Genomic DNA, 12,438 nt, shown 5'->3' on the forward strand with positions numbered 1-12,438 from the left:
TGCCGCCGTCGACGGTGCCGAGATCGGCCGCGTCGAGGACCGCATCCACGGTGCCGGTGTCGACGATGCCGAGGTCGGCCGCGTCGAGCACGGCGTCCACGGTGCCGGTGTCGACGGTGCCGATGTCGCCGACGTCGAGGGTGGCGTCGACGAGGCCGTCCTCCGTGCCGAGGGTCACGTCGGCGGAGATGGGCGCATCGCCGGTGAGGCCGTCGATGAGGTCGAGGTCTGCATCGGCGGACACGGCGAGGGGGGCGCCGTCCTCCAGACCGAGGTCGGCGTCGGCGGTGATGTCGATGTCACCGACGATGGCCTCGACCGGATCGAGAACGACGTCCGCGTCGGCGACGAGATCCTCGCCCGGCAGGTCCACGCCGAGGTCGACGGCAAGGTCGCTGTCGCCTTCGGCCGGCGCATACCCGCCGAGATCGACGGCGCCCAGCACATCATCCACGGTGCCGGTGTCGACGGTGCCGAGATCGGCCGCGTCGAGGACTGCGTCCACGGTGCCGGTATCGATGGTGCCGGTGTCGGCCGCGTCGAGGGCAGCGTCCACGGTACCGGCGTCGACGGTGCCGAGGTCGCCGGCGTCGAGCGTGGCGTCGACGAGGTCGTCCACCGTGCCGAGGGTCACGTCGGCGGAGATGGGCGCATCGCCGGTGAGGCCGTCGATGAGGTCGAGGTCTGCGTCGGCGGACACGGCGAGGGGGGCGCCGTCCTCCAGACCGAGGTCGGCGTCGGCGGTGATGTCGATGTCGCCGACGATGGCCTCGACCGGATCGAGAACAACGTCCGCGTCGGCGACGAGATCCTCGCCCGGCAGGTCCACGCCGAGGTCGACGGCAAGGTCGCTGTCGCCTTCGGCCGGCGCATCCCCGCCGAGGTCGACGGCGTCCAACACATCATCCACGGTGCCGCCGTCGACGGTGCCGAGATCGGCCGCGTCGAGAACAGTGTTCACCGTACCGGTGTCGACGGTGCCAAGGTCGGCTGTGTCGAGCACCGCATCCACGGTGCCGGCGTCGACGGTGCCGAGATCGGCCGTGTCGAGCGTGGCGTCCACGGTGCCGGTGTCGACGGTGCCGAGATCGGCCGCGTCGAGGACAGCGTCCACGGTGCCGGTGTCGATGGTGCCGAGGTCGGCCGCGTCGAGGACGGCATCCACCGTGCCGGTGTCGATGGTGCCGAGGTCGGCCGCGTCGAGGACGGCATCCACCGTGCCGGTGTCGATGGTGCCGAGGTCGGTCGCGTCGAGGACAGCATCCACGGTGCCGGGGTCGACGGTACCGAGGTCACCGGCGTCGACGCTGGCGTCGACGAGACCGTCCTCCGTGCCGAGGGTCACGTCGGCGGAGATGGAGGCATCGGCGGGCAGGCCGTCGTCGGCCGGGTCGGGGGTGGGGGCAGCGGGGAGGATGTCGTCGGCGGGGCCGGATGAGGGCGGGGTGGCGTCCACGGGGGCGTCGGTGTCGGCGACGACCGGGTGGGCCGGGCCTTCGGGCGCACCGGCACCGGCGGTGTCAGCCGCGTCGGCATGCTCGGCGCCAGGAGCCTGCGCGGCGTCGGTCGGCGTCTCGTCGGCAGTTTCGCCCACGGGGGCGGGCGGCGCGCCGAGCTCGGCCGGAGACGCAGCCAATCCGGACGCTGCGGGGGAGGGGATGGCGGCGCCGGCCGAAAACCCAGGCGCGGACGTGCCGAGGCCGGCCGATCCGGCCGCAGCCGGACCACCCGCAGCCGATCCGGCCGCAGCGGGACCACCCGTGGCCGGATTGCCGGAGGCGGCAGGATCGGCGGCAGACGGGGCGGACCCGCCCTCTTCGGGGGCATCCGTGGTGGACGGTGCCGCGCCGACGGGATCGGACTCGGCGGAACCGGCGGGCTGACCGGGAAGGGACGGGGCCGCCGCGGCAGGGTCGAAGTCCTGCGCCTCGGGGGCGAGCCCGTTCAGCTGAACGCCGACCGGCACAGCCGCCGGCGCGGCGGAGGCCGCAGGGGCCGGAGGCGTGGCCGCCGGCTCAGAGCCGATGGTCCCCGCCTCTTCGATGTCGAGTTCGAGTTCGGTGACAACGCCGTCGCGCTGCGACGCGGCCGAGCGGTCGGAGCCGGTAGTGGGCACGGAGTCCGGACGCACGTCGCCGAACAGGTCGAGCTGGTTTTGCGGCTCGACGACCCCTTGCGGCGCGGCGCTGGTCAGCGTCGCCGTCGGACTGGACTCGGCGCGGTCCAGCCCCATCGGCGCCATCGGCGTGGCGGTGGTGGTATCGAGCGTGCCGACACCGTTCGCACTGTCTGCGGACACTTCACCTGCGGGATCGAAGACATCGATCGCCTCGTAGAGCTTCGACTCCAGCGGCGTGCTCATTTGGTCGACCATAACAAATCCCTCCGCAAAACACCGAACTTGACTGCAAGATATATGCAGAGAAGCGTCCGTCGTTCCACGCGCGGCCCGGCATATCAAAGTGTAAATCCTGGAATATTCTTTGGATTTAAAGAAAAGAAGCGCGCCGTATCCAAAGGAACAGCGGTGCGGTGCGGCAAGCTCCAAGGAATGGCAAGGCTGTAATCATCGGGAGGCACCCCTTGTGCGAACGGGACCGCAATCGGCTCGTTCGCGCCCGGGGTCTGCTGAAGAGGACATTGCGTCTTCCCCGCCATTCAACCTTGCGACGGCTTCGTTGGACCGGTCCCTTCCGCTTCTGGACCGGACGCACTGAGGACGCCGCCCAGCCGGGCCCGAAAGAACCATGACGAAAACCCGCCGCCTCCAAAGGTCACTGCCCATCCTCGTGGTGACCGTGATGCTGACGCTCGTCGCCGCGATGCTCAGTTGGTACCTCGCGCAGGAAATCAAGGTTTCACGCAACCGCTTCAAAATCGAAGTGGAGCTCTATGCGCAGGCCTTCCACCAGCAGATCGATGCCAACCTGTTGCGCCTCAAGGACGCGATGGGGTTCGTTCTCGCCGGAAAGGGGGACGACATCGCCAGAGACATGGCGGACCTGGGCGGTCAACCGACCAGCATCACCGAGCTCGGATACTTTACCTTGTCGGGCCTCGCCTTCCATGCGTCGCACCGCACCCCGCTCGCGGTCGAGCGTGTGATGGGCGAAAGCGTGGTCTTCGATAATCCGTCCTATGGGGACGCCACGAAGATCGGCGCCCGTCTGATGCAGAACCCGGGTGAAACCGTCGCGCTGAGCCCCACGATGTGGCGCAACGTCATGCCTCATCTGTCCGCCGACCATATCGTGATCGCGCAGGCTCTTCCCACCGGTGAGGGCAATCGCCTCGTCGTCTATGCGGCGATCGACATGCGGCTCGCAGCGCTTCAGGTGCAATCGGGTCTTCTGGTCAATGCCGGGCTCACGAGGATCGAGCTGAACTCCGACAACGCCGAGGTCACCCTCAACTTCGACCCGCCGCCGCAAAACCTCGACAGGCTGTTCGGCGTGACCTTCGGAGACGCGGAAGTTCATGTGACGCCGAATTTCACCGTCACCGCAACCCTGCGCTCCTACATGAAGGGGCTCTTCAGCGTCATCGTCATGATCGCGGGGGTCCTGCTGATCGGTCTCGCCGGTCTGACGATGGTTCTCTTCTATGCGCGCATGCAAAGCCGCGCCGATGCCGCGATGAAGAAGGCCCTGAAAAAGGCAGAGCAAGCCTCCGAGGCGAAATCGGTCTTCCTCGCCAACATGAGCCACGAGATCCGCACGCCGCTGAACGGCGCGTTGGGCATGGCCGAACTCCTGACCCGCACGGACCTGACCGAGAGCCAGCGCCGCTATGCCGAGCAGATCAAATCGTCCGGCCACACGCTTCTCGCCATCCTCAACGACATTCTCGACATCTCGAAGCTCGAAAGCGGTGAGCTCGCGATCGATCCCGTTCGCACGAGCCTCAACCATCTCATCACCGATATCGTGCGCTTCTACGCCCCCAGCGCACAGCACAAGGGGCTCGGCTTCCTCCTCGACCTCGACCCCAATCTCCCGGCCGTGGTCGAAGTTGATCCGACACGTCTGCGCCAAGTGCTCGGCAATCTCATCTCCAACGCGTTGAAGTTCACCAACCACGGCAACATCATCGTGCGCGCCCGCTCGGTGTGGGACGAGGAGACAGGCGAGAAGCGGATCTATTTCGCGATCGAAGACCGCGGGATCGGCATCGCGCCGGAGAACATCCACAAGCTGTTCTCGCGGTTCAGCCAGGCGGAGGAGAGCACCACCCGCCGGTTCGGCGGAACCGGCCTCGGGTTGAACATCAGCAAGCAGATCGTGGAGCTGATGAACGGCTCGATCGGTGTCGAGAGCACGGTCGGAGAAGGGTCGACCTTCCACTTCGAATTGCCGCTGACGGAGCTCGAAGGCCCGCTGGTGACTGAAGGTGCCGGACGGCGCGTCGCTCTCATCGCCAGCGATCCGGACGTCACCCTCATCGTCGAGAGCAACCTCGAGAACCGGGGCATCGAGGTGGTCACCTTCGCGCCGCACGTGCGCACGCTGCGCTTGATCGCCGAGGAGCACGAGCTCGAGCCCTTCGACGCCATCCTGCTCGACGACAAGCCGAACATTCAGGACGCGGTGACGCTCGCCGAGCGGATGAAGCGGAGCGGGGCGCTGGTGGACGTGCCGACGATCGTGCTCGGATCGCAGGAAGCCTGCGAAGATTATCTCAAGTTCGATATGGCCGTGGTGAAGCCGTTCAACGGTCATGCCCTTGTCTACAAGATCATCCGGATCGCACGCAGCGATAGCGACGACAGCGAGGCTGAAATGGCTGCCATTCCCTCTGCGCCGACGGGGCCGCTTTACGAAGGGCGCCGGGCTCTTCTCGTCGACGACAATAACGTCAACCTGATGTTCGGCAGCGAAATCTTGTCCGATCTCGGATTCGAGGTGACCCAGGCCAACAACGGTCTGCGGGCCGTGGAGGCAGCGGCGACGGGCGATTTCGACGTGATCCTGATGGATTGCCAGATGCCCGTCATGGACGGCTACAAGGCGACCGGTGAAATTCGCGCGGCGATGGACCGGGGCGACGTGCGGCGCGTGCGGATCATCGCGCTGACGGCCAATGCGCTGAAGGGCGACCGTGAGAAATGCCTCGCCGCGGGCATGGACGACTTCCTGACCAAGCCGCTGATCCTGCGCGATCTGGAGCGAGTGCTGGGAGATATTGAAGGGCTGCGGCGCGATCCCGCCGCCGAGCACGCCGCCGCACGGGCCCAGCGCCAGGCCTCGGCGCCGCAGCCCCAGGCAGCCTCGGCCCAGACTACCCTTCCCCAGGCTGCACCGGCTAAAACTGCTCCGGCCAAGGCTGCTCCGGCTCAGGCTACAGCGGCGAAGACTGCTCCGGCTCAGGCTGCTGCGGTGAAGGCCGCGCCCGCCGCTGGACGGGCCGCGCCACAGGCGTCTCAGGGGGCCCCTGGATCCGCTGCGAAGGCATCGACCGGAGCGGCGCGAGCCCAGCGTGAGGCGGCCCCGTCCGCCGGGCCGGCGGCCCCGGCACCGGCGCGGAAGGCGGCACCGACGTCTGCCGCACAGGCGAATGCCGCGCCCGCGGCGCAAGCGGCCCAACCTGCGGCGGCAGGATCGCCCCAGGCCGCCAAGGGTCCGAAGGCGAAGATGGCGGCTTTGGCGGCGAAAGTCGCCGCTGCGAAGGCGGACGCGGCGGCTTCGGTGGCGAAGCCGGCGACGGCGCAACCGGCAGGAGCGCGATCCGAGGCGGCGCAACCCGCTCCGGCGCAACCCGCTGCGGCCAAGCCGGCCGTGGCCACGGCCGCCACGCCGGCTGCTGCACCGGCAAAGGCGGCCACCCGAACCGCTGCGCCCGCTCAGGCCAGTGCCCCTGCCAGCGCTCCGGCGGCGCGTGCCTCAGCAAGCGCTCCCGCGGCGGGTGCACCGGCGGCGAGCGCCAAACGGACGCCCGCAGCGAACCCGGCGCCGGCGCCCGCTGCGGCGGCCAGCGGTGCCCCGGCCGCAGCCGCGAAGCCCAAGGTGCCGGTGCTCGACCTCGCGATTTTCGAGGAAACACGCCGCTCCATGAAGAAATTCCAGACCCTGCTGGACTTCTACAAGTCCGACACCGAGGCCTATCTCGAAACCATCACCCAGGCGCTGGCGGAGGGGAAGATCGAGGATGCGGTCATGCCGGCTCATACGATCAAAAGCTCTAGCCGCATCATCGGCGCATCGGGCCTCGCCCTTCTCGCCGAACGGTTCGAGACGAGCGCCCGGAGGGACACGCCTCCCGTGGCCGAGCTCAACGCGCTGCGGCAGCACATGGAGCGCATCTTCGCGATGACCCTCACCGCGATCGCCAAGCAAATGCCGCCCGAAACCAACGCGGCATCCGACGCGGCCTGAGGGCCACGAAACGGACGGAAGGCGGGATAGGGCAACCCATCCCGCCTTTTCGCGTCTGGTGGATCTCCGGGCCGCCGCCTCCGCCGGCTCATCCGGCGACGTCGATCGACGAAGACGAGGAGCGCGACCGCGGATTCCGGTCGCGCGCCTCGTCCGCGCTGTCAGCACAGGCGGCAGCGAGGGTGAAGGCCCAACCCCCTGGGGCCTTCACCGCGATCACCGCCGACCTTCCCGCGAGGGATTTCTCTTCCCGCGCACGGCCGTCGCACCGCCGGAGCGCGACGTTCAGCGCACGCCAGCCCGGTAGAAGACACGGCCCTCGGCGGCCTCACCGCCGAATGCGAAGACGTCGTAACGGGCCTGCGGATCATTGCCCATTCCGACCGATCCGGCCGGCATGCCGGGCACCGCGATCCCGCGCACGTCCGGCTTCTCGCTCAGCAGGCGCGCGATCGCCTCCGGCGGAACATGGCCCTCCAGCACATAGCCTTCGACCACCGCCATGTGGCAGCCCTCCATCGCCTGCGGGACACCGACGCGCGAGCGCAACTGCGACAGGTCCGTGAGTTCGGTCACCTCCACCTCGTAGCCGAGCCGCGCCATATGGTCCGCCCAATCGCCGCAGCAGCCGCACCACGGTGTCTTCGCGACGTTGATCCTGTGTTCCGCGGGGTCCGCGTCGGCCGGTGCAGGCCTCGCGATCGCGGTAACGCAGACGAGTGCGAGCGCCGCAGCCGCCCATCCGCCTTGCCGTGTCATCATGCCCGCTCTCCCTCGATCTCGACGTAAGCCATCATCCCGGCGGACTGGTGTTCGATCATGTGGCAATGGAACATCCACTTGCCCGGCTGCTCGGCGACGAAGACGACCGACACTCGGTCCTCCGGCGCCATGACCGTGGTGTCGCGCCATGCGCCGTCCACCTGCGAGCCGTTGCGCTCAATTTCGCGGAAGTGCGTGCCGTGCAGGTGCATCGCGTGCGGGAAGGCTGTGGCGTTCACCATGTCGACGACGACCGTCTCGCCCGTCTTCAGCGTGGCGAGCGGCGCCTCCATGCCTCCCGCGACACCGTTGAAGGCCCAGACGCGCCCGGCCGCGACGAGTTCGCGCATTCCCATCATGCGGCCGCCCATCATCGCCCCGCTCATTCGACCCATGGCGCCGCCCTCCATCGTCAGCGGGATGCGCCGGGCGTTGGCAAGGTCCGGCGTCGGCCGCGCATTGGGCTCCAGCGGCGCGACAGGGCGGCCCGCAAGCCCGCTGCCGCCCGGCGCGTCGCCGTAGACGAAGCGCGCCAGGTGGAGCTGGTCGGTCAGCGTATCGGCGTCGAGCTGCAGCGTTGCGCCGGGCTCGGCCGTCGCGTCGAGGATCAAGTCGGCGCGCTGGCCGGGGCCGAGAACCAGATGCTCGTCGCCGAGCGGTCGCGGCGTGACGGGGTTGCCATCCTCGGCGATCAGAACGGGCGCATGTCCGGGAAACTTCAGCGCGAAGATCTGCGCGTTCGCGACGTTGACGAGCCGCAGCCTGACGCGCTCGCCCGCGCTCAAGCCGATCGCGAGATCGGAGCTGTTATTGACCGTCGCGACGTTGCCGAGGCGCCCGGCGTGGGCCGCGCTGTGCATGTCGCCGAAGGAGGTGTCCAGCGTGAAATCGCGCGTGACCACCCAATCGTCGATCACCAGGACCAGGTCCCGGTCGACCTGAGGCGGGTTCCGCTCGTCGACGATCAAGACGCCATAGAGCCCGCGGTCCTGCTGGTTCCAGCCGCGGAAGTGGGTGTGATACCAGTAGGTTCCGGCGTCCGTCAGGTCGAACTCGTAGGTCATGCGCGCACCGGGTTGGACGGGCGGCTGAGTGAGCGGCGCTGCGCCGTCCATCGCGTTCGGGGGGCGCAGCCCGTGCCAATGGACGGAGGTCGGCTCGGGTAGCCGGTTCTCGAAGTCGACGCGGAGCCGGTCGCCGACGCTGTAACGCAGCAGTGGACCAGGGACCGCACCGCCATAGTTCCAGGTGTCGACGAGGTGCGTGGCCGTGCCGAAGGCGAGCGCCTGGCGGCCGGCCGCGGCGACGAGGGGGCGCGCGGGCGGGGCCTGCGGCGCCGCAAGGGCAGGGTAAGAGGCCACGAGCGCGGCACCGGCCGCGGTGCAGCCCAGGAACCGCCGGCGGGTGAGGTCCGCCACGGCCGTTTTGATCGTCATTGCAACATCCAATCCGTATGAGCGCCGCCATGTGGGGCGCATCGCATCAAATCCAGCGGCAGCGGGCCGTGAGGGCGCGCACCGCCGTTCGTGGACGCGGGCAGCCGGGCCGCCTGCGCCGATCAGATGGATGATTTGGGCGGCGGCGGATCTCTCGTGATCGCGAAGGCCTGCACCGCCTGGTCTCGCGTTACGGCGGGCATTGCCCCTCGCCGTCGTGCGAGGGAGGTTCGCGGCGGAAGGACGGCGAGAAGCTGTGCCCCGCAGGCCATGGTGGATGCGCAGTCGGTGAAGGTTTGGGGTGCGTCGCCGCAGTCCCCCATCGGGCATGGCGCCGCGGCCCCGTGCGTCTCGGCCGATCGATGCTCCGCGATCTTCCCCGGCGGTGCCGCCACGGCGACGGTCGTGGCCGCGATGGGCGGCGCCATGATGGTCGCCACAGTGGGAGTCGGCGCCGTCGTGGTCGTGGCCTCTGTGGTCGCAGCCGTGCCCAGCGCGCCATTCGTCGCCGCCGCCGCAAAGCCCGAGACCGGGGTGGCCAGGGCGAGGCATAAGGCGAGGGTCAAACGGAGGATCGGACCGGTCCAACTCATGGACCCGACGATGAAGCCGCCCGGCCCCGCCGTCAATCGACGTGCGTGCCGCAGGGGCCCCATCCCGCCGGCCCTACACCCACGCGCATCCGTCGCTGAGACACACGCGGCCACCGAGAGCCAGATCGCCGCTGCAAGGCTTCGGCTGGTGCCGTGAGTTGCCTGCGTCGAGAAATCCGGCGCGGGTGTCGCGGAACGCTCGCCCTGTCGGCGGGAAGGTCGGGCCCGGCGCGTTTCCGACGCCGCGATGCAGGTCGTGCTTGTTTCGTCCTGCGGGACCACCAATCGGTGATGCGCTGCGCCTATCGCACGGTCGCCGGACGGCTATCGGGCGGGTTTGACGCACCAAAGCGCGGGAGAACCGTTCAGGTTGGCGAAGCACGGGAGGCTATAGCGAGGGCCAATGGCGGAGGGAGAAGGTCTGGCAGCCAACGTTCTCCGCGTCTTACCATATGGAACAGCCACGATGTTTTTCGACTGCTCCACTTCGGCTTAAGTCGCATCCCCGTCAGAATGCTTCTTTCAGGATCAGTGCAATATGTCACCCTTCTCGAACAAGGCGCTGAGGCATCTCGACGTAACGAAATAGCCGATCGACCACTCACGGTTCAAAAATTCTGAATCTTTCTCTGTACTGCGCTGGTGTGAGGCTTGTGAGCTTCAGGAACGTCTTTCGGAACGCGCTCGTGTCGGCGTAGCCGACGCTCCAGGCGACGCGATCGACCGGCGTAGTTGTGCGCTCCAGCGCCTCCCGGGCCTTTGCGATCCGGACCTGCTGTAGGTAGTCGTTCGGTCCGTGCCCTGTGGCCGCCTTGAAGCGGCGCAGGAAGGTGCGCTCCGTCATCCCGGCAATACCGTGAAGCTCACTGATTTTGATTTGAGATGCAGCGTGTGCGTGCAGGTGGTGCTGGATGCGCAGGATCGCCTCGTCGCCGTGGTTGAATCGCGGAGTGAACTGCGCGAACAGCAGCTGGCTTCCCCGTGGCGGGTCGATCACCAGGAATCGGGCGGTCGATAACATTGTGGCGGGGCCGAGAAGGCGCTCCACAAGCGTGAGGCCGAGATCGGCCCAAGCGAGGATCCCGCCGGCCGTGATGATGTCGCCGTCATCGAGGACCACATGCTCTGCAGCGAGCTTCACCTTGGGGAACTGGGCGCCGAGATCCGCTGCGAACGCCCAATGCGTGGTCGCTCGGCGACCGTCGATCAGCCCGGTTGCAGCAAGCATGAATGCCCCTGCGCAAACCGAGCAGAGCGTCGCGCCCTTGCCGTGCAGCGCCGTCAGCCATTCCGTCGCAACGGGGCTCGATGCCATCTTTCTCGGCACGATTAGGCTCGGCGGTGCGATGACATGGGTGATGGCATGCGTGCCGGCCTGACTGTCCCACACGCATTCCATTCCAGCATCGGTGGGGCGCCAGTGGCTGACGCGGATCGGGAGTGTGCCCGCCGCCTCGGAGGCGATCCTGAAGACGTCGGTGAGGCCGTAGACGGCAGAGAGCTGACAGTCCGGATAGATCAGCAAGGCGATTTCCGCGCTCGCCGCTGTCCGCGGCGGCTGTGTCGGTTTCGCCCTGCTATTTGTCCGTTCCGCCACGCGCGAGCGTCCCATTGAGCACTTAGCTCTGTCTAAGCGAAATCGAGGGGATCGACGATGCCGCTCAAGGTCAACCGGCGCTCATTGATGTTGACGGCCGCAGCGACCGCCGTCGCGGCGGCCCTGCCGCGCCCCATCCACGCTCAGACACAAGGAGACTTCACCATGGCGACGATCGAAACACGCGACGGAACGGAAATCTTCTACAAGGACTGGGGACCGAAGGACGCGCAGCCCGTGGTCTTCCACCACGGCTGGCCGCTTTCGAGCGACGATTGGGACAACCAGATGCTGGTCTTCCTGGCGAACGGTTACCGGGTCATCGCCCATGACCGGCGCGGCCACGGCCGCTCCGAGCAGGTCTCGGGCGGGCATGACATGGACCATTACGCCGCCGACGTCGCGGATCTCGCCGCAGCGCTCGACCTGCGCAACGCGGTCCACATCGGTCACTCGACCGGCGGCGGCGAGGTTGCGCGCTACGTGGCGGGAGCCGAGGCGGGGCGTGTGGCGAAGGCTGCGTTACTCGGCGCCGTTCCGCCCGTGATGGTGCAGTCGGAGGCGAACCCGGACGGCATCCCGAAGGAGGTGTTCGACGGCTTCCGCGCCGCACTGACGGCAAACCGTGCGCAGTTCTACCGCGACGTGCCGTCCGGGCCGTTCTACGGCTTCAACCGCGACGGTGCCGAAGTCAGCCAGGGCTTGATCGACAACTGGTGGCGGCAGGGCATGGCCGGCGGTGCGAAGGCTCACTACGATGGGATCGCGGCCTTCTCCGAGACCGACTTCACGCAGGATCTGCAGTCGATCACGGTGCCGGTGCTGATCCTTCACGGCGAGGACGACCAGATCGTCCCGATCGAGAATTCGGCGCACAAGGCGATCAAGCTCCTGCGGAACGGCGAGCTGAAGACCTATCCGGGCCTGTCGCATGGCTTCTTTGCCACGCATCCCGATGTCGTGAATGCGGACCTTCTGGCGTTTGCCCGGAAGTGAGCAGTGCCCGGGTCCTCGTCCTGACGGCGAGGACCCGAGACCGCGGGTCAGTCTTGCGGCGCGACGAAGCGGAAGACCGGCGCGGGTGCGGGGGTGTCGACACCCGGTCCGGCCGGCGGTGGCACCTGATGGTCGACCGGCTCGAGCGATTGGAGGTAGGCGGCAAGGGCCGCGGCGTCTCCGTCGGTGAGGTGCGCGTAGTTTGCGAAGGGCATGGCGGGCGCCAGAATCCGGCCGTCCGGCCGCTTGCCCGATCGGATCGCGGCCATGATGTCGACGGTCGTCCAGCCGCCGAGGCCGGTGTCGTGAGGCGTAAGGTTGGGTGGCCAAAATGCGCCGAGCCCCGGAACCTCGAACCCGACCGTCCCCCCGGAAAGGCCGGCGCCGGGGAGGGGCACACCGTTTGCGTCCCGCGGCGCATGGCACCCGCCGCAGTCCATGATCGAAGCGAGATATCTGCCGCGGTCCACATCCGGTGTCTGTGCGCCGGCGGGCGATGCGGCGAGGATCAGGAGCGCCGACGCCGCCAAACGGCGAGCGATGTCGGGCCTTCTGATTTTGCCAGGAGCGTTCAAGCAGTCTGCGGGTTTCATTGCACGTCCTTTCGCCGGTGAGGTCGATCGGACCTGAGCCTTCTCGAATGCCGCCGGATGTCAGAACGCCGGCGTCTCGTTTCGGCTGAA

The 12,438-nt window shown here is 68.0% G+C and carries 7 protein-coding genes; 2 read left to right on the top strand and 5 right to left on the bottom strand.

Annotated elements, in window-relative coordinates; translation table 11 throughout:
- Positions 1 to 2,374, bottom strand: a 2,374-nt coding sequence (locus BIX52_RS09225; protein ID WP_075220800.1) for a hypothetical protein, incomplete at its 3' end; no start/stop codon positions are given.
- 373 nt (positions 2,375 to 2,747) lie between these two features.
- Here BIX52_RS09225 and BIX52_RS09230 point away from each other — a divergent pair.
- Positions 2,748 to 6,371 (top strand): hybrid sensor histidine kinase/response regulator, encoded by a 3,624-nt coding sequence (locus BIX52_RS09230; RefSeq protein WP_075220801.1) that lies wholly within the window; start codon positions 2,748 to 2,750, stop codon positions 6,369 to 6,371.
- Positions 6,372 to 6,656: 285 nt separating this feature from the next.
- Here the strand turns inward: BIX52_RS09230 and BIX52_RS09235 are convergent, their stop codons facing one another.
- The 3 genes from BIX52_RS09235 to BIX52_RS09250 all read right to left on the bottom strand — a co-directional run bounded on the left by BIX52_RS09235 (position 6,657) and on the right by BIX52_RS09250 (position 10,687).
- Complete coding sequence (locus tag BIX52_RS09235; protein WP_245803162.1) at positions 6,657 to 7,133, bottom strand: DUF411 domain-containing protein; 477 nt, start codon at positions 7,131 to 7,133, stop codon at positions 6,657 to 6,659.
- Positions 7,130 to 8,569 carry a multicopper oxidase family protein gene (locus tag BIX52_RS09240; RefSeq protein ID WP_075220802.1) on the bottom strand — a complete coding sequence of 480 codons (1,440 nt, stop codon included), beginning with the start codon at positions 8,567 to 8,569 and terminating at the stop codon, positions 7,130 to 7,132. The genes BIX52_RS09235 and BIX52_RS09240 overlap by 4 nt, the downstream gene beginning before the upstream one ends.
- Positions 8,570 to 9,763: 1,194 nt before the next feature.
- A complete protein-coding gene (locus BIX52_RS09250) occupies positions 9,764 to 10,687 on the bottom strand; it encodes a GlxA family transcriptional regulator (RefSeq protein ID WP_075220804.1) in 924 nt (307 codons plus the stop codon).
- A 237-nt stretch (positions 10,688 to 10,924) separates the two neighbouring features.
- Here BIX52_RS09250 and BIX52_RS09255 point away from each other — a divergent pair, with 237 nt between their 5' ends.
- Positions 10,925 to 11,755 (top strand): alpha/beta fold hydrolase, encoded by an 831-nt coding sequence (locus BIX52_RS09255; RefSeq protein WP_075220805.1) that lies wholly within the window; start codon positions 10,925 to 10,927, stop codon positions 11,753 to 11,755.
- A 47-nt stretch (positions 11,756 to 11,802) separates the two neighbouring features.
- On the opposite strand, the gene BIX52_RS09260 is transcribed toward BIX52_RS09255, so the two are convergent.
- Positions 11,803 to 12,348 (bottom strand): c-type cytochrome, encoded by a 546-nt coding sequence (locus BIX52_RS09260; RefSeq protein WP_075220806.1) that lies wholly within the window; start codon positions 12,346 to 12,348, stop codon positions 11,803 to 11,805.
- Positions 12,349 to 12,438 lie beyond the last annotated feature (90 nt).

This window comes from Acuticoccus yangtzensis (genome assembly GCF_001927245.1).
In the GTDB taxonomy this organism is placed as follows: domain Bacteria; phylum Pseudomonadota; class Alphaproteobacteria; order Rhizobiales; family Amorphaceae; genus Acuticoccus; species Acuticoccus yangtzensis.

Excerpts from the sequence above, each read along its gene's own strand:
- BIX52_RS09230 (WP_075220801.1), top strand. The coding sequence starts at position 2,748 with ATGACGAAAACCCGCCGCCTCCAAAGGTCACTGCCCATCCTCGTGGTG.
- BIX52_RS09235 (WP_245803162.1), bottom strand. The coding sequence starts at position 7,133 with ATGATGACACGGCAAGGCGGATGGGCGGCTGCGGCGCTCGCACTCGTC.
- BIX52_RS09240 (WP_075220802.1), bottom strand. The coding sequence starts at position 8,569 with ATGACGATCAAAACGGCCGTGGCGGACCTCACCCGCCGGCGGTTCCTG.
- BIX52_RS09255 (WP_075220805.1), top strand. The coding sequence starts at position 10,925 with ATGGCGACGATCGAAACACGCGACGGAACGGAAATCTTCTACAAGGAC.
- BIX52_RS09260 (WP_075220806.1), bottom strand. The coding sequence starts at position 12,348 with ATGAAACCCGCAGACTGCTTGAACGCTCCTGGCAAAATCAGAAGGCCC.